We start from the raw sequence: 21,007 nt of genomic DNA, 5'->3' as shown, positions 1-21,007 counted from the left end.
ATAATCTTTATAAAAAATGGTATCTTTGCATTAAAAATTTGTTAAAAAAAATGACCATTAAAGAAAAACAGCAGGAAATCATTGAAGAGTTTGCGTTTCTTGATGACTGGGAGCAAAAGTATGAGTATATTATTGACCTTGGGAAAGAGTTAAAAGGACTTCCCGAAGACCGCAAAACGGATGATAATCTAATCAAAGGCTGCCAGAGTAAGGTATGGATTGATGCTGAATTTAAAGATGGTAAGCTTTTTTTCGATGCAGACTCCGACGGAATTCTTCCGAAAGGTATTGTTTCTCTTCTGGTAAGCATTTACAGCGGTCATTCCACTCAGGAAATTTTAGATTCTGATTTTGAATTCATTTCAGAGATAGGGCTTCAGGAATTTCTTTCACCGTCCAGAGCAAACGGATTAATGGCGATGACAAAGCAGATCAAATTTTACGCAGTTGCCTATCAGCTAAAATCGTAGCCGTGACCAGAATTCTAGCATATCGTTTTTCTGCTTTTGGCGATGTCGCAATGACGGCGCCTGTCTTTCGGGAATTTCTGGAACAGAATCCTGATGTGGAAATTATTATGGTTTCCAGAAAAAACTTCGAAAGCTTATTTACTGATATTCCTAATGTAACATTTATAGGAATTAACCTTGATGACTATAAAGGTATCTTTGGATTGAGAAGACTAGCCAATGAGCTGATCAAAGAATTCCATCCTGACTTTATAGCCAATCTTCATGATGTGATAAGAACCAAAATCCTGGATAGAATATACAGAAGAAAAGGATATAAAGTCTTTAAAATAAACAAAGGAAAAGAAGAAAAGGAAGAGCTTACAGACGTATGGAATTTGAATAAAGTTCAGCTAAAAAAGACTGTAGAGCGTTATGCAGACGTTTTCCGTGCGATGGGTTTCAAAGTAGAGCTTTCTCACAAGCTTAGACCGGCTTCAGGACAAAAATCGGGAATTGGGCTGGCTCCTTTTGCACAGCACAGAGGAAAAATGCTTCCTTTGGAAAAATCATATGAGCTGGCAAAAATTCTTTCAAAAAAGCAGACCATATATTTCTTTGGAGGCGGCAAAAAAGAAACGGAAACCCTTGAAAAATGGGAAAGTGAAATCCCGAATACCAAAAGCCTTTCAGGAAAACTGAATCTTTCAGAAGAGCTTCAGAAAATTTCTGAACTGGAGCTGATGATTTCCATGGATTCCGCCAATATGCATCTTGCCAGCCTTATGGGAACCAGATGTATTTCCGTTTGGGGCTCAACGCATCCTTATGCAGGATTTCTGGGCTTTGGGCAAAGCGAAAACGATGTGGTCCAGGTGACAGATCTTACCTGTAGACCTTGCTCTGTTTTTGGAGATAAAGAATGTTACCGTGGTGACTGGGCCTGTCTTGAAGAACTTAATATCCAGAAAATAGTAAAAGCTGTTAATTCTTAAAAATTACCTTACACATTTCTTCCGCCTTAGCATCATCAGAATAGTTCTTTCCCAGAACTTTACTTCTGATTTCATTTTCATTATAATCTTCAGCTGCCATTTCAATGATCCGTTGGCGGATTTCATCCAAAGTAGAACCCAGACAGCATAAACTCATCAGGGCAGGATCATCTGTGATGTTCTGATTAATAATAACAAACCTGCTGTTATACAGTGTGTTAAATACCTTTACCTTTGTGCCCGAGTTCTGATAGGAGAGGAGGATATTGGCGTGGGCATTTTCAAAAAGGAGGCGAAGATTTTCACTGGTTTCAATAGGGACAAGATTTATATTTCCGATGCTGTTAATCTTCTTTTTTAAATCGTCACCGGCTCGGTCGGAAGCTACTACAAGTCTATACTGAGGAAGGTTTTTAAACAGGCTGATGGTTTCTTCCAATGCTTTTTTGTTGTCAGAGACACTCAAATCACCATGGAAAAGAAAATAATCACCTTTTCCGTTCAAATGCTTTACAGATTTATTGCCATGAAAGATATGAATAAGCCGGGCATTTTTTGAATATGAATTTACTTCATTAAATTCTTTTTCAGAAAGACAGAATACGCTTTCGAACTCCTTTAAAACCTTTTTCTGATAATCAGCAAATTTTAAAGATTCTATCCTGTAAATGATCTTTTTAAAAATATTTTTTTCTGAGGCAGAAAGGCCTTTATAATATTCTGATTCATTGTTGTGGAATCTGAGATAGAGCTTATAGCCTTTGTTTTTTAATCTGCTGACAATTTGAGTGGTTTGCAGCCCTTCAAACAATACTGGAGCCTCTATCCTCATGAGATTTTCAAAAAGAGCATCAGAAGTTCTTATAGCCACTGCAAAAGGTACCATCGAAAGATAATGGAAGGGATTTTTCTTCTTTTTGTAAAAGAAAATATTCTCCGTAATGCTTTTAATTTCCTGGTGAACTGTTTCCGGAATGCTATCTGCAAAACAATGAAGATGTATCTTAATACCTAATCCGGACAATGCTTTAATCTTATAATAAACATCAATAATCCCGCCGTAGGAGGGAGGATATGGATAATTGAATGATATAAGATGGAGTTCCTTCAAAAAAAGTGTATTTATGGCTGTAAGATCACAAAGGTAAGAATATCCCGAATGTTTTAAACAAAAAAATCTCCCAATACATTGAGAGATTTTGTGGGCCCTGAGGGATTCGAACCCCCGACCCTCTGGGTGTAAACCAGATGCTCTGAACCAACTGAGCTAAGAGCCCTGAATTTTTTTTGAAAGGCTTCAGTTACCTTTGTGTGGGCCCTGAGGGATTCGAACCCCCGACCCTCTGGGTGTAAACCAGATGCTCTGAACCAACTGAGCTAAGAGCCCCTATACTTGTTTCCTCGTTTAGAGTGGTGCAAATATACGACTTATTCAGAAATCTCCAAATTTTTTTCTAAAAATTCTCCCACTACAAAATTACTTCCGCCGATGAAAATCATTTCTTCTTTTGTACATTGCTCTTTTGCAGAAAGATACGCTTCCTGTACGGAATCGAAAATTGTATAAGAAATTTTTGCATCCTGAAGGAGATTTTCATAGTCTTCTGGGTGTCTCCCCCTGCTGATAGATGGTTTGGCAAAATAAAATTCAGAATTTTCAGGAAGAAGAGCCATTACTTCATCTATTTTTTTATCATTCACAAACCCCAGAATAACGTGTTTATGTTTATCAATACAGTTCAATTGAGAAAATACATACTCCAGTCCGGCCTGGTTGTGTCCGGTATCACAGATCGTAAGCGGATCTTTTGAAAACTCAAACCAGCGCCCTATGAAACCCGTATTTTGACGGACATGAAGCAATCCCATCTCAATATTTTCTTCAGAAACAGTAATGTTTATTTTTTTTAATTCTTCGATCAGGGCAAGAACAACACGGATGTTTTTCTTCTGGTAATTTCCTTTAAGATCAGAATTAAGATCAGAATGTATGATTGTAGCATCAATAAAAGGGGCATTTTCTTTACCCGCTGTCTGGTGGATAATATTTTTGACGGTCTCATTTTCATCTCCGGAAATTATCGGAATATGGGCTTTGATGATTCCTGCCTTTTCCGAAGCAATTTCTTCAATGGTATCTCCCAAAATATTCTGGTGGTCCAACTGTACATTAGTAATTGCAGCTACCAAAGGCTTAATAATATTCGTTGAATCCAGTCTTCCGCCAAGCCCGACCTCAATAATGGCAAAATCAACCTTTTGCTGATAAAAATATTCAAAAGCCATAATTGTGGTAAACTCAAAAAAAGAAGGAAGGATATCTTCAGGAATACTTTTCAGTTTTTGGATAAAATGATAGACAAACTCTTTGCTGCAGTTTTTACCGTTCACTTTAATGCGTTCTGTGAAATCAATAAGGTGCGGAGAATTATATAAACCTACTTTGTATCCCGCCTCTTGGAGAACAGAGGCCAGCATATTACTGGTAGACCCTTTTCCGTTTGTGCCGCCGATGTGGATGCATTGTATCTTTTCCTGTGGGTTTCCAAAGAAAGAACAAAGCTTTGTAATGTTGTCTAATCCGGGTTTATAGGCCTTCAGCCCGTCGGTCTGATAGTTGGGAGCCTGTACGAAAAGCCAGTCTACAGCTTCCTGATATTGTCCTTTTGTCATGATGCAAAATTCACAAAAGTTTTTTTAAAATAAAATATTAATTATTAAAACTGTAACTTTTTTATATTTGGCTCGTCTAATATGGAAAATTCTTAATATGAAAAAAGTTTGGATTATCGTTTTTGGATTAAGTTGTCTGGGACTAAACGCCCAGAAGAAATGGTCCTTAAGAGAATGTGTAGACTATGCTGTGGAGCATAATCTTCAGGTTATCCAAAATCAATATTCTAAGCAGGTCCAGGATTCTAACCTTAAAATGGCAAAAAAAGAATACCTGCCTTCTGTATCCGCAGGAATGTCCAATTCAGTGGGTTTCGGGCAGCTTCCATTGGGTACGGGAAGTATCAGGAATGACAGGTTCAACAACAGTGCGAACCTGGGTGCGGATGTTCTGCTTTACAATAATGGCAGATTAGAGAAAAACATCAGAAAAATACAGTTTGATGTAGAAGCCAGCCAATACGATATAGAAACCATTAAAAATGATATTTCTCTACAGATTGCACAGCAGTATCTTACTGTTCTCCTGAACAAGGAAATTGTTAAAATCTCCCAGAGTGCGGTAGACAACGCTCAGAAACAATATGACAGAGCCAAAATAACAACCCAGGTAGGAACAACTGCACAAACTATCCTGGCAGAAGCAGAAGCAGCCTTAGCAAGAGAAAAACAGAATCTTAAAACTGCGGAAATAAACGTAGGAAGAGCTTTGTTTGCCATCGTTCAGCTTTTACAGCTTCCCGAATATAAAGGCTTTGATGTGGAAGATGTAACTGTTTCTGATACATTGCCGTCCCAGCTTAAGTCTGTGGATGATGTTCTTACTACAGCCTATGAAACCCAACCGCAGATAAAAGCTGCCGAAAGCAGAATCCGGTCTGCTGAAGCACAGACGGAAGTAACAAAGACGGGGTTTTGGCCAACACTGACTGCGAATGCCGGTATTTCCTCGTTTTATAATAATATGTTAAGTAAAAACTACGACCAGCTTGGGAACCCTGTTAATGATCCCACTTTTTTCCAGCAGTATAAAGATAATTTCGGTCAGAATATAGGATTGTCTCTGAATGTTCCTATTTTCAACAAAGGAATTACCAGGCTGCAGGTAGAGCAGTCTGTAATTAACCAGAGTATCGCTAAAAATACTCTGGAACAACAGAAGCAGGCGGTAAGACAGAATGTGCAGAAAGCACAGTTTGATGCAGATGCCAATTATGAAACCTTCCTTGCAGCAGTAGAAACTGAGAAAAGCACCAAATTGGCTTTAGAATTTGCGGATAAAAGTTATGCGGCAGGCAGATCAACAATTTATGATGTGAATGTAGCCAGAAATAACTATGCAAACGCACAGGGATCTGTTGCCCAAGCTAAATATAATTATCTTTTCAGTCTTAAACTACTGAACTTCTATTCAGGAATTCCATTAACTTTGTAAAATGTCTATCCAGTCATTAGAAAAATATTTACCTCAAAACACCCATAAGTACTTAAGAGTCTGGTTTTCGGATTATTATATTCATATAAAAGTGACGCGTGACAGAAATTCTAAGTTGGGAGATTACAGAAAGCTTCCTGATAACTCCCATGAAATAACAGTCAATTCAACACTGACGCCACCGCTTTTCTTCTTTGTCCTTACCCATGAGCTGGCTCATCTGATCGCTTTTGAAAAATACGGACGAAGAATATCACCGCATGGGAACGAATGGAAAGAAACATTTAGAAGCATGCTTCTTGAAAGCCTTGAAATCTATGATGAGGATCTCAGACCTATCATCGTAAGATTTTCAAAATCTCCAAAGGCTAATTTTATGGCTAGTCCTGACCTTGTAAGATATTTTCATACTGAAAAACAAGACGATAGGCTACATTTCATCGAAGAGCTTCAGAAAGGAGAATTTTTTATATACAGGAACGAAAAGTATTTATTAGAAGGTCTGATTAAAAAAAACTATCTTTGTAAGAATCTGGCTACAGGAAGAAAGTATTCTTTCAAGCCTCTGGCTAGGGTTGAAAAATGTAGGCAAGAATGTTAAAATCAGATAGATACTGTGTCATCATGGCGGGAGGAATCGGCAGCCGGTTCTGGCCTATGAGTACACAGAAATTTCCAAAACAGTTTCAGGATATTTTAGGAATCGGGCGTACTATGATTCAGCAGACTTATGACAGAATTAGCCGGATCATTCCTAAAGAACAGATATTCGTTATCACGAATAAAGAATACGTTGCGCTTACCCATCAGCAGCTTCCGGAAATTCCTGAAGAAAATATTGTGGGCGAACCTCTGATGAAAAATACAGCGGCCTGTAACCTGTACATGGCTAACAAGATTGCTGAAATTAATCCGGATGCAACAATGATCGTTCTTCCGGCAGATCACCTGATCTTAAAAGAAGATATATTCCTGGAGAAAGTGAAGCTTGCTTTTGATCTTGCTGCCCAACATGATTATCTGGTAACCCTGGGTATTACCCCTACAAGACCTGATACAGGATACGGATATATCCAGTTTGTGGAAAAGAAAGGGTCAGATTATTTTAAAGTAAAAACCTTTACGGAGAAGCCTATTCTTGAAATTGCGCAGAGCTTTTTAGAAAGCGGCGATTTCCTGTGGAATGCAGGGATTTTTATCTGGAATGTGAAAAGCATTCATCATGCATTTGAACTGTACCTTCCTGAAATGATGCAGCATTTCATGGCTTGCGAATATAATTCTGCGAAGGAAAACGGGTGTATCGAAACCATTTACCCGAAAGTTCAGAAAATTTCTATTGATAACGGAATCCTTGAAAAAGCAAAGAACGTGTATGTTATTCCTTCAGATCTTGGCTGGAGTGATCTTGGCACATGGACTTCTGTATACGAAAACACTGAAAAGGATAAGAATGGAAATGCAGTAAAGCTAAAGCATTTTCTGAATTATAATTCCAAAGGAAATATTATTCGCTTGAAGAGCAATAATAAAGCTGTAATCATTGACGGTCTTGAAAATTTTATTGTTGTAGACACCGATAAAGCACTGCTGATATGTCCCAGAGACAATGATCAGCTGATCAAAGACTATGTTCTTGATCTGAAAAATTTTAAAAAAGGAGATAAATTCATGTAATATTGCTATCTTTCTGCTGATTTTTTAAAATTATGATGAAAACAGCAATACGATCAATAGCTCTTATATTTCTGCTTTTGGGATTTTTAGGATACTCCCAGAACAAGAAAAACTTTTCAGGTATTCCCAATATTTTACAACAGATCATCCCCAATGACAGGATAGATTCCTGGGTTCTGGTTTATAACAGTTACGGAAAAAACCAGGAGATCAGAACATCTGGCGGAAAAACAGACTATACACCACAGTTTTCAGGATTTAATCTATTCCCTGAAGAAGACAGCTTTTATTATATTGCATACTCAGCAGGTGGAAAAATGAATTACATTGCAGATCTTGAAGGCCTGAAAAAATTTGCCGGGAAAATTGACAATGCTGAAGAAGCTGCCATTGTTCTGACAGCTGACGGCTATATGGTGGATGAGGAGTTTAAAGATGTTGCCGGTAATTATTATGAAGATGCAGCCCATTATTATCTGGATCTGGGGAAGCTCACCTCAAAGGAGTGTCCTTACCAGAAAACACATTATACAGTGACTGTCAATAAATCAACGGGCGCTGTAAGCAATGTAAAGGATAATGGAACTTATATTGAACTCTACAATAAGAAATGTGCTAATAACCCGAGACTTTTAAAAATCGAAAAAAAAGAAGAACCAAAGAAAGATGAGCCTAGAAAAACACCCAAGCGCAAATAATATCTATGAGACCGAACGATTAATACTTCGCCCTATGTCTCGTGAAGACAAAGATTTTGTCTTTGAACTTTATAACAGACCAAAATTTATTCAACATATCGGCAACCGCAATGTGAACACCATTGAAGATGCAGAAAATTATATCCTGAACAGATTTGCTCCACAGATTGAAAAACGGGGATATGGAAACTATCTTTTAGTAACTAAAGAAGGAAACGAAAAAGTAGGAGCAGTAGGAATCTTCGAAAGAGAAGGTCTTGATATTGTGGATATCGGGTATTCTCTATTGGAAGAATTTGAAGGAAAAGGATATGCCTTTGAAGCTGCTCAGAAGGTAAAATCTATCGGAATGGATGAATTTGGGTTAACAAAAATATCTGCTATCATTTCAAAAGATAATATTTCTTCCCAAAAACTGATCGAAAAATTAGGATTAAAATTCAAAAAAAATGTCATTCTTCCTGGAGAAACCGAAGAATTAAACTATTATGAAACCGAATAATAAATCCATAAAAAATATTTTCACAAATAACACAGAGATGTAAATTGTATTATTTGTGAAAATAGTAGTGATATCTGTGTTTCAAAAAAAATTATCCTTCCAGAATCTGCTCAGCAGCAGTCTTTGACGTTACTTTTTCTATTACTCTTGTACAAACGCCATTTTCGTCAAAAATAAAGGTAGTTCTTACAATGCCCATATATGTTTTTCCAAATGTTTTTTTCTCCTGCCAAACCCCGAATTTTTCGATGACATCATGGTTTTCATCAGCAAGAAGATCATAGGGGAAAGCAAATTTGCTGTGAAAATTCTTTTGTTTCTTTACTCCATCGCCACTCACGCCCAGAAGTTGAAATCCGGCTTTTTTAAGCTTTGAATAATTGTCGCTCAGGTTACAGGCTTCCACAGTACATGTAGGAGTGTTGGCTTGAGGATAAAAGAAAACGACTAGTTTCTTTCCGAGTAATTTCGATGAGGTTATTGTTTCTCCATCCTGATTTGTTCCTTCAAATTCAGGTAATTTATCTCCTACTTTCAGCATAATGAATTAATTTTGTTCAAATTTAATGGTTAAATGACAAAAAAGCAAAGAGCGGAGCTTGTTCAGATAGAATTGGATAAATTATATCCTACAACACCCATTCCGCTGGATCATACCGATCCTTATACACTTATGGTAGCTGTAGCGCTTTCTGCACAGACCACGGATAAAAAAGTAAACCAGGTAACTCCCGCCCTTTTTGAAGTGGCAGGAACGCCGCAAAGGATGGCCAGGCTGGAGGAATATCAGATCAAGGAGCTCATTAAAGAGATTGGATTATCCAATACCAAAGCTAAAAACCTTAAAAGAATGGCTGAACTTTTACTGGAAAGACATAACGGGATTGTTCCCCAAACCTACGAAGAACTGGAAGCGCTGCCGGGAGTAGGACATAAAACAGCTTCTGTAGTGATGAGCCAGGGCTTTGGATTTCCGGCTTTTCCTGTGGATACCCATATTCATAGACTCATGACACAATGGAAGCTTACTTCCGGGAAAAATGTTGTAGAAACAGAGAAAGATGCTAAAGCAATATTTCCTGAAGAAGTCTGGAACAAGCTCCATCTTCAGATTATTTACTACGGAAGAGAATATTCACCAGCCAGAGGAAAAGGAGAGAAGGACTTTATTACTAAAATGATGTTCGAAAAATAATACGTTATTATTAAGAATAGAAAATAATTTATCAATTCCACATTTTAATATAAAACATCATTTTTTATGGTGTTTTTTTTATGGATAATTACCGTTTTTTTATCTGTTTATTCACTTGATTAGGATATTTTTTGATTAAAAAATAAAAAATATTTTTCTTTTTTAAAATGTATCTTGTTGATTTATAATACCATTTTGAGACAATGAGTTTTATTTTTTATTTTCTTTTATTTAAAAGGATTACGGATATTTTGTAATTCAAAAAAAAGGGATATATTTGGCTCGATACCATTGATATTGAAATGAAAAATAATATCTTACTGTTTTGTTTTACAGTATTTTTTTCTTTTTCGTGCCATAGTCAGATTCACCGTTTTTACTATGAGCTGACTTATAAACCTTCAACCCGGAATAAGGAGATGAAGAAGGATTTGTTCTATCTGGATACTCTTGAAAACAAATCTGTATTTATCCGGAAAGAAAAAAAAGAAGAGGATTCTTTACTTGCTGTCAATATCAATTTCAACTCCACTTTTTCTTCTTTCGGAACAATGAACTTTAAAGTGGTAAAAGACCTTCAAAGTAAATCCATTATTCTTAAAGATGATCTGCTGGCAGGAGTGCTTTCGTATAAAGAATCCATACATCTTCAATGGAAACTTTCCCAGGAGAAAAAAGCATTGGATAATATAAAGGTACAGAAAGCGGAAGCAGATTATGGGGGCAGGCATTGGATTGCATGGTTTGCTGCCGATATCCCGGTTTTTGATGGGCCGTATGTATTTATGGGGCTACCGGGACTGATTGTGGAAATAGAAGATTCTGCCAATGAATACCATTGGAGGCTAATTGGAAACAAAAAAATCAGCCAGTCAGAGTTGCAAACCGAAACAGTTATGGAAGGTGAAGGATTAGTCTCAAAAGAAGCCTATATCAAGAATAAAGTAAACTTCACGAAAGATCCACTGCCCATTCTGATGCAGGCCATGTCTGGGGTCACAAAAGATACCAAAGCAATGAATAATATGCGCCAGCAGGCTGAAGCGCTAAAGAAATATTATCAGGATAATGATAATTCTATCGAAAGATAGCTTAAAACTTGCCTATAACCATGGAACTAAGAAAAGAAATCAATGCTGTTTTTTTATATCTGAAATCAATTGATGTAAGAATTGATAAGGACGATTATATCTACCAGGTAGAATCGCATCCTGAAACACCAAGTCTTTTGGCTTTTAGTGATGCTTTTAGCTTTTTTGGTATTCCAAACGGAGCCTTTAATGTTGATTTTGAAGAGCGTGAGGTTTTGCCGGAAACTTTTCTTACTATATTGAACTTAGGGGAAGGGCATTTAATTTTGTCTTATATTGAAAAAAAAGGCGGCCATTTTATATATACTGATAATGAGGGTGTTAAAAAAGATATTACCGCTTCCGAGATCAGCGTGTTATGGACAGGGGCAATCTTAGTAGCAGAAGGTAATGATCAGATTGTTAAATCTTCCAACACACTGTATAATAAGATACTTCCGGGACTTGTTTTTTTAGCGGGGCTCGCGGTGATGTATTTCATTGGAGGGTGGTATCTGATGGGGTTTACAGGAATTGCGGTGTTGGGTATGTTTTTTTCCTTTGAGGCCATTAAAACAGAGCTGGGTTTTGAATCAGGTTTTTCCAATCAGTTTTGTGATGGCAGTGAGAAATCCAGCTGCAGCCAGATCATTAATTCTGAAAAAGGGAAGATTGCAGGATTTAAATTAAGTGACCTCAGTGTTTTTCTTTTTGGAACTCAACTTTTTTTACTGATCATTTTTAACAGAAGCTTACTGAATGACTATTATTTTCTGACATTTATCTCTCTGCTTGCATGTATTCCGTTTACACTGTATTCCTTTTATTTCCAGATGAAAGTAGAAAAGAAATGGTGCCCCATATGTCTGAGCATTATCGGAGTTATTTATGCAGAGATTATTTATCTGTCCTTTAACAGCAGAGAAATTCTAAACAATTCTACTCTTGATATTAAAACCATTTCTCTTTTTGCGGGTGTTTTAACTGTTTTTATTGGCGCATACTTTTTGATTAAAAAAGCACTTTTATCTTACAGCAGCTTGAAAAAAGATGCAGACTTTGATTCCAGATATATAAGACATTATCCATATTTTAAAGGAATCCTGACCAGTAAGGATCCGGTACTGCTGAAGGCAGAACCAATTATGGTAGGAAATCCTGATGCACCAGTATCCATTACTTTCATAACGAGTCCATTATGCAGCTATTGTAAGGAGGCTCATGAGTTTTTACAAAAAATTCACACCCATTATAAAGACCAGGTCAATATTAAGATCCGATTCAATATGACGGGAGTCGTTACAGCGGAAGTGGAAGAAATGCTGATCCAGCTCCTGAATATTTACCATACAAAAGGAGAACAGAAATTCATAGAGGCACTCCATGACTGGTATAGCCACAGAGAAGCCGATAAATGGTTGAAAGAATACAGTACAAAACTTACAAACAGAACATTTCTTTTGAATAAGCTGGTTTCTGTATCCTATGAAAACCTGCAGAATAACTTTTTTTTCACACCGCATTATTTTATAAATAATTATGAATTTCCGGTGAGATTGAATAAAAAATATATTGAGTTGTTTATGCCGGATCTTATTGAAGATCAATGGAGTATTGATGAAAATATACCTGTTGAAGAATTTGAAACTCAATACGGACAAATGGTTGACCAAAATTAAAACTATAATAAAGAGGAAGCTGAAAATCTAAAGAGTAGGCAAAAAATTAAAACAAAATTCTATGAAAAAATTACAAAAGCTGAGCTTAAATGCTATGAAAAGCGAAATGAGCAGAAACGAAATGAGAGTTATCAAAGCGGGTTCATCAGGAGCACCTGGAACTTGTAACTGTAATTCACAATACTGCTATATGAATAGTATGAGAGCTATATGTGGAAGCGGATTTCCAGCAAAATGCTGCTAATCTGAAAAGGCTAATCTAAAACAACTTCTGTAATTGCAATTCTGCAATTACAGATTTTTTTTCAACTTATGAATACACCGAGTTTAGTTTTAATTACCTGCTGGTACGGGAAATATCCATGGTATTTACCTTATTATCTGCATTCCTGTGCTTTCAATCCAAGTGTTGATTTTGTTATTATAACAGATAATACCGATGAACTGAAAGATGTTCCGGATAATGTAAAAATAATACACAAAAGCCTGAACGATATCATTTATGATACTTCCAATAAATTAGGCTTTCAGATCAATATAGATAATCCCTATAAATTGTGCGATTTTAAACCTGCATACGGGTTTATGTTTCCTGATCTTATAGAAGGCTATGACTTCTGGGGACACTGTGACCTTGATCTGATTTATGGAGATATCAGGGCCTTTTTTACCAATGACTTTTTAAATGACTTCGATTATATCAGTGTCAGGGATGATTACACGACCGGCTGCTTCGGTTTGTACCGTAACAATAAAATGCTGAATAGCTTTTTCAAGAGGAGTAAAGATTATAAAAAAGTTTTCTCGGAAGCTGATCATTTTTGTTTTGACGAATGCAATTTCGTTTGGGATGACCTCGCAGAAGGAGTTTCAATATTTGAAATTCAAACAGAAATCGAGAGTTTTACCCATATTATGAAGAAAGCCGAAAAAGATGGAATCTTAAGAACTCACTTTGATTTTATTCTGATGGAAGGCTATACCGGAAGAGTGAAGTTTGACAATGGTAAAATCATCTATAAAAATAAATATGAAGCTATCATGTTTCATATGTTTTGGCTTAAAAAAGTCTACAATCCTACAAAAGTTCCAAAGAAAATTCCCACTACCTACAACATTAGCCCTACAAGGATTTACTGGTAACGGATGTAGTTGGATATAAAATAATAAGGTACGGTTGAAAGGTATTAAAAGCTAAAGAGAGAGCAACCTTGCTCCCTCTTTTTATTGATGTAAAACAAATTTTATGTACTTTTCCTGATATTGTTTTAAAGCATGATCCGCCGTTTTAAAGTAATTTTCAATACTGCCGGTAATATTATTTTCTGCTGTTATATCAGAATATCCAAAATCCTTCTGCACCGAGATAAAAGGATACAACACCATTTTGTCGGCCGTAAGCTGGGATAAGAAATTATCTGCCGTATCATCCGGCCCGAAATCCGCATTCAGAATCTGCTCGAAAAAGCGGTTGTATATCACCATAAACTGAGTACACCAAAAGTGATTAATCCAAAACCTGTTCTCTGTAATAGGAACCGCAAATCTGAAGCCCCCGCCAATGCCGCCTGACAATATATCTGCCCCCTGTTCATTAGAAGCGAGAATATTTTCAATAAAAAAGTCCCTGTCATAATCATCTGTAAAAATATGATCATCCTCTACAATAATGATCACATCATCAGCATTGTCAATTGCAAGATGTACAGTTTTTCTGATACTCTCCCATAAACCGATGTTTCCTTTTTCATGCTCACAGGCCTCTATAATGTGGCAGTCAAATTCCTGTTTGCCCTTAAATTCCTTTAAAACACTTTCCAATCGGTCTTTTCTGTGCTTCAGGTTAATGATGTAGGTAGGAATCATGATATCATCAAATTCATTTTGGCTCATATGAATAGTATTTTTTTATTTGAGAAAGCTCTGCTAAAATCTCTTCCGGATCTTCATTCAAATCCTGAAAATCTATTGTGTTTTCGAAAGAGTTGAGGGCTCCGTTCTTATAAGAGGAAATGAAAGGATGCATTACAAAGATGTCATCCAGATGCTGTGATAAGAACATTTCAGCCGGAATTTTATCCATGACATCTCTTTGCAGGAGATATTCAAATACTTTTTTGAAAATAACAATGAATTGAGCACCTTTAAAGCCGTCAACCCAAAAGATATGATCTGTGACTTCCATTGCTTTTTCGAAGCCAAGAAGTCCTCCCAGCAATAGGTTACCGCCAAGTTTTTGTACCTTTTCAATGCAGTTATCTAAATAGGCCATCGAAAAATGAGGGGTGAACTGATGATGGGAAGTACAGATGATAATATAATCCTCGTTCCGGTTATTTTTGACAGTGTCTTGTATGCAGTTAGCCAGTTTGTTAGCCTGATTTTGGAGAATGGTTTTCACCTCAAAACCATTTGTTATGAACGACTCTATGTCATTGGCAGATTCATTCGAGGATGAAGTGAAAAAAAATGTTTTTTTCATTAAAATGATTTGATTTTCAAGGTTAAAAGGTAAGTAATTAGAAGTCAAGCAGCCTTCTGTGATAATTAATCTGGCCCAGGTGATAATCCAGATGGGTAATCAAATGAATTAAAAAGTAGCCTGTTGTCATGGTGTCTTCAAAAACAACAAGAGGATATTCCTTTTCAAGATCTTCAGCTGTTAATTTGCTAAGCACATCATTTACCATAGCTGTTGTTGCTGTTACTTTTTCAATAAGTTCAGCCTTTGAAGTGTCTTTTAATGAAAATTCCAGTTCCCTGTTTCTGATATAGCCGGTTTTCCCAAGCTCTGCACCTATATAATTATTGAGATTTCCCACCAGGTGCAGGCAAAGGTTTCCTGCAGAATTTGCAATGTTTTTATCTGTTTTCCAAACAGCTTTTTCATTCTGGTAAGATTCTATTTCTACCCTTAATTTATTTAGATCTCTGTTGTAGAGAGATTTCAGACTTTCTATGATCATGATAATATTATTAACTCGTTAAGCTTTTCAAACAAAAAAGATGGGATATTAAAATTAATCATCCCATCTTTAATATGATCTGTTTAAAGTAATTTATTTCTGTTTTTTTGCCCAAAGTTCCATCTTTCTGTTCAAAACCTCAAGAGGCAGGCATCCCTGGCTTAAGATTTCATCATGAAAACTGGCCAGATTGAATTTACTTCCAAGTCCTTTCTGATACTTTTCTCTAAGCTCCCGGATACGGAGAGAGCCAATCTTATATCCCAGTGCCTGGCCAGGCATCGCCATATATCTTTCCACTTCTGCAGTTGCGCTGGCTTCATCATAAGAAATATTACTCAGGAAATATTTAATAGCCTCCTCTCTTTTCATTGTTCCCGTATGAAGTCCCGTATCCACTACCAGTCTTACCGCTCTCAGCATCTGGTCGCTCAGGTAGCCCATTTTCTGGTAAGGATCCGTATACAGTCCGAACTCAGGACCTAATGTTTCACAATAGTGTGCCCAGCCCTCACCATAAGCACCGAACCATCCGAATCTCATAAACTTAGGAAGCTTGGTGTTCTCCTGCTGAAGAGAAACCTGATAATGGTGCCCTGGAATAGCTTCGTGAAGGAAAAGGGATTCCATCCCTGAGGTTACATTGAATTTGGCAGGATCCGGAAGCGGCATATAAAATATTCCCGGTCTTTTTCCATCCGGAGTCCCCTGAATGTATTCCGCACTGGCGCTTGCCTCCCTGAATTTTTCCGTTTGTCTGATCTCAAACTTCGTTTTAGGAGTTACACTGAACATTGTCTTCAGCTTAGGCGTAATCTTCGCTAAAATACCGTTAAATCCATCCAAAACCTCTTTAGAAGTCTTATAAGGCATTGCTTTTGGATCTGTCTTTACAAAGTTGATAAACTCTTCCAGTGTCCCGGTAAAGCCAACCTGTTGCTTTACTTTCTCCATTTCTGCGCGGAGCATTGCCACCTGCTGCAATCCTATTTTATTGATCTCTTCAGGAGTTTTCTTTGTTGTTGTCCAGCTTTTAGCGTAATATCTGTAAATCTCATTCCCGTTCGGAAGGCTGTTGTAGCCGTCCGTATCCCTTGCTTTCGGAAGATATTCCTTTTCCAGGAATGCTCCCATTTTGGTATAAGCAGGAATAATTTTTTTTGTAATAGCATCAGCATAAAGAGCCGAATACTTATCTTGTTGGGCTTTTGTAAAGTTTTTCGGGAATTTTTTAACAGGTCCGTAGAAAATATTTTTTTCCATATCGGTTGTGGTGATCTCCTCAGCTTTCATTTGAGGAATCATTTTGATAACCAGCTTTTTAGGCAGGACGATCTTATTGCTGATTCCTTCACGGAAGTTTTCTGCTGCTGCATTCATCCAATCCGGGAATTTTTCCATTCTCTTCAGCCAGTCATCGTAATCTTTTTCTGTTTTAAAAGGCTGGCTTCCCTCTCCGCTTCCATACAGGGGAAAGTTTAGTGGAAGGCCTCCAAACTGTGTAAATGGAATGTATTCCGGATGATAGGCATAAGCTTCTATTTTATCTTTTAAAGTATAATCCAGAACATCATAAACAATCTTTTCCTCATCTGAAAGACCTTTATAGTCAACATTTTCCAGCTGTTTCTGGACAGAATTATAAAAAGCGATCTCTCCGGAAATAAAATCCCTGTCAATATTGATGGGAAGCTGGTCGTTATACCTCGTATCTCCCTGAGAAGTAGCTTCTAAAGGATATAATTTAAGATACTGCTCGTAATAGTTGGATGCAATAGAATCCATATTGGTAGGCGTTACCTTGGTTAAAGGAGAATCAGATTTTTTGCAGGCTGCCAGGCTGATCATCATTCCCAGTACTAAAATACCTTTTGATAAAATGTTTTTCATTTTCAGAATCTTTATGAAGCAAAAGTAAGTATTATTGGTATATACGGAATAATCAATCATAATGATTTAAAAAAATAATTTTCAAAATATTTTCAACTTTGAATCAATTTTTTATCTTTGTCTAAAACGTTTAACAATCATATTATTACAGCTCTTTTTTAAGAAATAATGAAAGGGATTTTAAAAATTTACCATCCGGAGGAGACCCTAAAATACAATATTAGAAACACTTATTGTAAAGCAGTCTACAGCAACCAGCAGCATTTATTAGAGGTTGAAATTATAACGGATGACAGTTTGGATCATGTAGATGATGATTCATTACAGTACAACTTTCCGCAGCTTTCACTTGAAATTTTTGATTTTCCGATCGAATCGAAGGAGATTGAAGGGAAAACGATTAAAATAGATGATTCTGATGAAGAAACCTATACAGAAGTGGATTTATTTGATGATGAGGACGCCTTTATCTACGATAATGAGCTCCAGTTTGAGAAAAATGAAGAGGGTGAACTTCAGGTGATTTGGAAAGGAACGATTGACGATTTCTATACAGGATCAGATACACCAATCCCATTCCGTCTAAAATGCGAGTTTAAGCAGGACGGTATTGATATAGACGAAGACTAACCTTTCTCAACATTTTTACAGCAGATTTCTTTTCAAAACTTCTTTTTGGAAAGAAATTTGCTGTTTCTTAATCATTAAAAATTTTAAGTTGTTTTTAAACAATTTTTAAGAGAGCAATTCATAATATTCCACTACATTTGTCGTTAAAATTTTATAAAAATTCACATTAATGCTGTTAACGGAACTTACTCAGATTTTATTTGCACAAATTACTGCCCCTGCAGTTGCAACAGACGATTTAGAATTTTCATTTTGGAAGATTATGTTCCACGGAGGGGCTTTCGCTAAAATTGTAATGTTTGTTGTTCTCACTTTGGGTGTATTTTCACTGTATCTGTTCTTTGAACGTTTTTTCTTTATCAAAAGACTGACTTCAAAAACAGATTCCAATTTCATGGAGAATATTGAAGATTTTATCAAAGATGGGAAAATTGAATCGGCAGCGGATTATTGTAAAAGACAGAATTCTCCTGAAGGAAGAATTTTGGAAAAGGGGATTTCAAGATTGGGACGTCCGGTTTCTGATATTGTAAGCGCCATGGAATCACAGGCCCAGATAGAAGTAGCGAATATGGAGAAGAATCTGAACCTTTTGGCCGTGGTACCGAGTATTGCGCCGATGCTGGGGCTTTTAGGAACGGTTATAGGGATGATCATCGCTTTCTTCAACCTTTCTCATGCCACAGGATCTTTCTCGCCTAAAACATTGTCTGAAGGTATTTATACGGCATTAGGACAAACGGCAGTAGGTTTGGCTGTAGCTATTCCGGCTAACTTTTTTTACAATATACTTTTAACGAGAATTGACAAGTTTGTATTGAAAGCACAGAATATGTCGGGAGAATTTTTAGACCTTATCAACAAACCTTTATAAATCTTTCTTATGAAATTGCTTACAAACCTATTGATCTTTCCAATAATAATGTACTAGCAGTTTCATCTGACCATTAAAAAAGTAAAAAGAAACAGATGAAAATTCAGAGAAGAAATAAAGCGAACCCGGAATTCAGTTTGGCGGCAATGACAGACGTTATCTTGCTGATGCTGATATTCTTTATGATAACTTCCTCAGCAGCCAATCAAAGTGCGATTGATGTAAAGTTGCCAAAAGCGGGGGCGATCGAAGATAATATTCCCAATCCTTTAACGGTAAGTATTAAGCCGGATGGAACTTATTTTGTTGATGATAATCCAGTTACGAGAGAACAATTGGAATCAATAATTGTCAGTAAATTAACGGGTCAGACAAATAAGTCATTTACCATCCGTGCAGATGAAAATACCATGCATAAAGATGTTGTCTTTGTCATGGAAATCGCTGAAAAGAATAAATTTAATATTGCTATTGCAACGGTTAAAGATAAATAACGTCTACGGAACTGCCGGAAAGAATCATTTAACATGAGAAGTTACACTGTAAACAAAAATGAGCAAAATAAAGACAGGATAAAAAGTGCTATACTTTCTATCCTTATCTGGTCTGCAATTTTGCTTTTTGTTTTTCTTTATAAATTGAAGCCTGAGCTGGATAAACAACCAGATGAGGTGATGACAACAATGCTTGTTAATTTCGGGGACAACAGGAACGGAAACGGCATTGAAGAACCTGCCGATCAGCCGGGAAGTTTGGCTGCAGCCACAGAAGAAGTAACTCCTGAACCAGCTGAAACCCCTGTGCCGGAAACGAAAACCGTTTTAAAGCCTGAACCTGCACCTGAACCAAAGAAAACAGAGGTAAAGGAAAAAGTAATTACAGGAAACAATTCTAAAGTGAGTATTCCGAAAAAAGAGGAATCAAAAAAAGCAGATAAAAAGACGTCAACAAGTTCAAGCGCTTCGAAGAATACTAAAAAAGCGGGAGCAACAACCGCTAATTCTAAAACAGGAAGCGGTGATGGAAAAGGAAACGCAGCGATCGGAAACCTGATCAGGGGGAGAGGAACAAAAGCAGGAAGCCAGGGTACTGGCAGTGGAATAGGAAATGCAGGAGACCCTCTGGGAGGAGATGGAAACGGAGACAGCAAAGTAGGAATTGACAGAAAGCTTGTAGGATACATTCCGGGGACAATGGGAAGAGGTGGCTCACAGCCTTCTCACAGCTGTACAGCAGGAGGATCTATTACTATTGCTTATACTGTAGACAAAGCGGGTAATGTGGTTTCTGCAAGAAGGGCAGGAGGAATTTCAGATCCCTGTGTAGTTTCCACATCGGTAGCTTGGGTTAAAAAATATGTGAAAGCCGAGAAAGCAAGTACATCCTCTACCGGAACTTATAAAATTACATTCTAAAACAAAAGCACTTTATTCAAGTGCTTTTTTCATTTCATTAATTCTGTTGATCACAGGAAGGGCAAAAATTCCGCTGGCCTGGAGATAAAGCTCATAAAATGTTTTTGACTTGTCTAAAAAATCTTTGTTATTCTCTTGCTTACCTCTAAAGTAAAAAAGGTTTCCCAGCATTTCATAGTAGTCTTTGTGGTCCCTTTCCTGTCTTTCATTGACCATTGAAATGATCTCTTCTTTCATTTTTGAAGAAATTTCCGTGAAATCTATTTTGAAAATATCTTTCATCAAAGAATCAAAGTCCAATTCTTTCTGCATCATACTTTCTTCAGGCTTGTCCAGAATCAGCTTTTCCAACGCTTGAGTTAACTGACGTATTAATCTTAATGTGAATTCTTTATCTGTGATCATAATAGTTTTAATTTTTGTTGCTGGTTGCTGGTTTTTTTTAGTTTCCAGCTGCTTGTTTTTATGTTCGCCAGCTTACCTGTACGTATTTTATAAATTTATTTATTTTTCCTCCTAAAAGTTGATATTGTTGTGTTTTTTCATCTGAATCTAAACATAAATCAGGATAAAGTCTTACTATTTTTGATAAATGGCTCACGGTTTCGTCACAGCTTGCCTGGGAATATATTAAGAATCTAATGAAATCACCCTTGTAATTTAACCTTCAGCTATATTGGTAACTACTGAATCAGAAGATCTGCGTAATTGACTTCCGAGTTCATACAATTCATATTTTGGCAATTTTAATGAAAGCTTATGTGTTTCAATATAAAGCTCAAAAGCAATATTATAAATGTCAAGTTTTTGATAGCTCATAAAATGTTATTTTAATAAACCGATGGTAAGGAACCAAAAA

Annotated in this window: 26 protein-coding genes and 2 tRNA genes; 16 read left to right on the top strand and 12 right to left on the bottom strand. The window is 36.7% G+C overall.

The annotated features are described in order from the left end of the window. The first annotated feature begins 50 nt into the window (after positions 1 to 50). The gene (locus DRF60_RS02060) at positions 51 to 470 is read left to right on the top strand and encodes a SufE family protein (RefSeq protein ID WP_116010450.1); all 420 of its coding nucleotides are present in this window, start codon (positions 51 to 53) and stop codon (positions 468 to 470) included. Between the two features lie 2 nt (positions 471 to 472). Then, positions 473 to 1,444, top strand: coding sequence for a glycosyltransferase family 9 protein (locus tag DRF60_RS02055; protein WP_238639957.1), 972 nt, complete (start codon positions 473 to 475; stop codon positions 1,442 to 1,444). Here the strand turns inward: DRF60_RS02055 and DRF60_RS02050 are convergent. From DRF60_RS02050 to DRF60_RS02035, 4 genes are all read right to left on the bottom strand, one after another. Further along, a complete protein-coding gene (locus tag DRF60_RS02050) occupies positions 1,434 to 2,555 on the bottom strand; it encodes a glycosyltransferase family protein (RefSeq protein WP_116010448.1) in 1,122 nt (373 codons plus the stop codon). The genes DRF60_RS02055 and DRF60_RS02050 overlap by 11 nt on opposite strands. 91 nt (positions 2,556 to 2,646) lie before the next feature. Then, positions 2,647 to 2,721, bottom strand: a tRNA-Val gene (locus tag DRF60_RS02045). Positions 2,722 to 2,756: 35 nt separating this feature from the next. Beyond that, positions 2,757 to 2,831: transfer RNA gene (locus DRF60_RS02040), tRNA-Val, on the bottom strand. Between the two features lie 41 nt (positions 2,832 to 2,872). Further along, on the bottom strand, positions 2,873 to 4,117 hold the full coding sequence (locus tag DRF60_RS02035; protein WP_116010447.1) for a bifunctional folylpolyglutamate synthase/dihydrofolate synthase: 1,245 nt from the start codon (positions 4,115 to 4,117) through the stop codon (positions 2,873 to 2,875). A 97-nt stretch (positions 4,118 to 4,214) separates the two neighbouring features. Here DRF60_RS02035 and DRF60_RS02030 point away from each other — a divergent pair, with 97 nt between their 5' ends. From DRF60_RS02030 to DRF60_RS02010, 5 genes are read left to right on the top strand one after another with little or no spacing between them, the layout of a single operon-like run. After that, positions 4,215 to 5,552, top strand: coding sequence for a TolC family protein (locus DRF60_RS02030; RefSeq protein ID WP_116010446.1), 1,338 nt, complete (start codon positions 4,215 to 4,217; stop codon positions 5,550 to 5,552). A 1-nt stretch (position 5,553) separates the two neighbouring features. Continuing rightward, the gene (locus DRF60_RS02025) at positions 5,554 to 6,153 is read left to right on the top strand and encodes a SprT-like domain-containing protein (RefSeq protein WP_116010445.1); all 600 of its coding nucleotides are present in this window, start codon (positions 5,554 to 5,556) and stop codon (positions 6,151 to 6,153) included. Then, positions 6,147 to 7,229 carry a mannose-1-phosphate guanylyltransferase gene (locus DRF60_RS02020; RefSeq protein ID WP_238639956.1) on the top strand — a complete coding sequence of 361 codons (1,083 nt, stop codon included), beginning with the start codon at positions 6,147 to 6,149 and terminating at the stop codon, positions 7,227 to 7,229. Before DRF60_RS02025 ends, DRF60_RS02020 begins: the two co-directional genes overlap by 7 nt. Positions 7,230 to 7,261: 32 nt before the next feature. Continuing rightward, complete coding sequence (locus DRF60_RS02015) at positions 7,262 to 7,927, top strand: hypothetical protein (protein WP_116010444.1); 666 nt, start codon at positions 7,262 to 7,264, stop codon at positions 7,925 to 7,927. Next, a complete protein-coding gene (locus tag DRF60_RS02010; RefSeq protein ID WP_116010443.1) occupies positions 7,896 to 8,429 on the top strand; it encodes a GNAT family N-acetyltransferase in 534 nt (177 codons plus the stop codon). Before DRF60_RS02015 ends, DRF60_RS02010 begins: the two co-directional genes overlap by 32 nt. A 91-nt stretch (positions 8,430 to 8,520) precedes the next feature. Here the strand turns inward: DRF60_RS02010 and bcp are convergent, their stop codons facing one another. Further along, entirely contained in the window at positions 8,521 to 8,970 is a 450-nt protein-coding gene (bcp, locus tag DRF60_RS02005) for a thioredoxin-dependent thiol peroxidase (protein ID WP_116010442.1), read from the bottom strand. A 33-nt stretch (positions 8,971 to 9,003) separates the two neighbouring features. Between bcp and DRF60_RS02000 the strand changes: the two genes are divergently transcribed. The 5 genes from DRF60_RS02000 to DRF60_RS01980 all read left to right on the top strand — a co-directional run bounded on the left by DRF60_RS02000 (position 9,004) and on the right by DRF60_RS01980 (position 13,516). Beyond that, positions 9,004 to 9,624 carry an endonuclease III domain-containing protein gene (locus DRF60_RS02000; protein WP_116010441.1) on the top strand — a complete coding sequence of 207 codons (621 nt, stop codon included), beginning with the start codon at positions 9,004 to 9,006 and terminating at the stop codon, positions 9,622 to 9,624. 302 nt (positions 9,625 to 9,926) lie between these two features. Further along, positions 9,927 to 10,715 carry a GLPGLI family protein gene (locus DRF60_RS01995; RefSeq protein WP_116010440.1) on the top strand — a complete coding sequence of 263 codons (789 nt, stop codon included), beginning with the start codon at positions 9,927 to 9,929 and terminating at the stop codon, positions 10,713 to 10,715. Between the two features lie 20 nt (positions 10,716 to 10,735). Beyond that, positions 10,736 to 12,373 (top strand): vitamin K epoxide reductase family protein, encoded by a 1,638-nt coding sequence (locus tag DRF60_RS01990; protein ID WP_116010439.1) that lies wholly within the window; start codon positions 10,736 to 10,738, stop codon positions 12,371 to 12,373. 61 nt (positions 12,374 to 12,434) lie between these two features. Then, a complete protein-coding gene (locus DRF60_RS01985; protein WP_116010438.1) occupies positions 12,435 to 12,617 on the top strand; it encodes a TIGR04149 family rSAM-modified RiPP in 183 nt (60 codons plus the stop codon). 68 nt (positions 12,618 to 12,685) lie between these two features. Then, on the top strand, positions 12,686 to 13,516 hold the full coding sequence (locus DRF60_RS01980) for a DUF6625 family protein (protein WP_116010437.1): 831 nt from the start codon (positions 12,686 to 12,688) through the stop codon (positions 13,514 to 13,516). Between the two features lie 81 nt (positions 13,517 to 13,597). On the opposite strand, the gene DRF60_RS01975 is transcribed toward DRF60_RS01980, so the two are convergent. The 4 genes from DRF60_RS01975 to DRF60_RS01960 form a co-directional block, all read right to left on the bottom strand. Further along, the gene (locus DRF60_RS01975; protein WP_116010436.1) at positions 13,598 to 14,266 is read right to left on the bottom strand and encodes a glycosyltransferase family 25 protein; all 669 of its coding nucleotides are present in this window, start codon (positions 14,264 to 14,266) and stop codon (positions 13,598 to 13,600) included. Further along, complete coding sequence (locus tag DRF60_RS01970) at positions 14,253 to 14,855, bottom strand: hypothetical protein (RefSeq protein WP_116010435.1); 603 nt, start codon at positions 14,853 to 14,855, stop codon at positions 14,253 to 14,255. The genes DRF60_RS01975 and DRF60_RS01970 overlap by 14 nt, the downstream gene beginning before the upstream one ends. A gap of 37 nt (positions 14,856 to 14,892) precedes the next feature. Next, on the bottom strand, positions 14,893 to 15,339 hold the full coding sequence (locus DRF60_RS01965) for a DinB family protein (protein ID WP_116010434.1): 447 nt from the start codon (positions 15,337 to 15,339) through the stop codon (positions 14,893 to 14,895). A 93-nt stretch (positions 15,340 to 15,432) separates the two neighbouring features. Next, positions 15,433 to 17,229 carry a DUF885 domain-containing protein gene (locus DRF60_RS01960; protein ID WP_116010539.1) on the bottom strand — a complete coding sequence of 599 codons (1,797 nt, stop codon included), beginning with the start codon at positions 17,227 to 17,229 and terminating at the stop codon, positions 15,433 to 15,435. 168 nt (positions 17,230 to 17,397) lie between these two features. On the opposite strand from DRF60_RS01960, the gene DRF60_RS01955 reads away from it, so the two are divergent. The 4 genes from DRF60_RS01955 to DRF60_RS01940 all read left to right on the top strand — a co-directional run bounded on the left by DRF60_RS01955 (position 17,398) and on the right by DRF60_RS01940 (position 20,148). Then, complete coding sequence (locus DRF60_RS01955; RefSeq protein ID WP_116010433.1) at positions 17,398 to 17,859, top strand: hypothetical protein; 462 nt, start codon at positions 17,398 to 17,400, stop codon at positions 17,857 to 17,859. A gap of 169 nt (positions 17,860 to 18,028) precedes the next feature. Then, on the top strand, positions 18,029 to 18,733 hold the full coding sequence (locus DRF60_RS01950) for a MotA/TolQ/ExbB proton channel family protein (RefSeq protein ID WP_116010432.1): 705 nt from the start codon (positions 18,029 to 18,031) through the stop codon (positions 18,731 to 18,733). Between the two features lie 95 nt (positions 18,734 to 18,828). Continuing rightward, positions 18,829 to 19,227, top strand: coding sequence for an ExbD/TolR family protein (locus DRF60_RS01945; RefSeq protein ID WP_116010431.1), 399 nt, complete (start codon positions 18,829 to 18,831; stop codon positions 19,225 to 19,227). Between the two features lie 33 nt (positions 19,228 to 19,260). Further along, positions 19,261 to 20,148 carry an energy transducer TonB gene (locus tag DRF60_RS01940; RefSeq protein ID WP_116010430.1) on the top strand — a complete coding sequence of 296 codons (888 nt, stop codon included), beginning with the start codon at positions 19,261 to 19,263 and terminating at the stop codon, positions 20,146 to 20,148. A gap of 12 nt (positions 20,149 to 20,160) precedes the next feature. On the opposite strand, the gene DRF60_RS01935 is transcribed toward DRF60_RS01940, so the two are convergent. Genes DRF60_RS01935 through DRF60_RS21705 form a run of 3 tightly spaced genes read right to left on the bottom strand, consistent with a single transcriptional unit; the run spans position 20,161 to position 20,967 of the window. Continuing rightward, complete coding sequence (locus DRF60_RS01935) at positions 20,161 to 20,553, bottom strand: hypothetical protein (RefSeq protein WP_116010429.1); 393 nt, start codon at positions 20,551 to 20,553, stop codon at positions 20,161 to 20,163. 58 nt (positions 20,554 to 20,611) lie between these two features. Next, positions 20,612 to 20,749, bottom strand: coding sequence for a hypothetical protein (locus DRF60_RS21710; protein ID WP_262510853.1), 138 nt, complete (start codon positions 20,747 to 20,749; stop codon positions 20,612 to 20,614). Between the two features lie 59 nt (positions 20,750 to 20,808). After that, positions 20,809 to 20,967 (bottom strand): four helix bundle protein, encoded by a 159-nt coding sequence (locus DRF60_RS21705; RefSeq protein WP_262510852.1) that lies wholly within the window; start codon positions 20,965 to 20,967, stop codon positions 20,809 to 20,811. Positions 20,968 to 21,007: the final 40 nt, after the last annotated feature.

It is taken from the genome of Chryseobacterium elymi, from assembly GCF_003385495.1.
GTDB lineage: Bacteria > Bacteroidota > Bacteroidia > Flavobacteriales > Weeksellaceae > Chryseobacterium > Chryseobacterium elymi.
The sequence above is the reverse complement of the archived record's forward strand: the minus strand, read 5'-3'. Positions and strand labels throughout refer to the sequence as shown.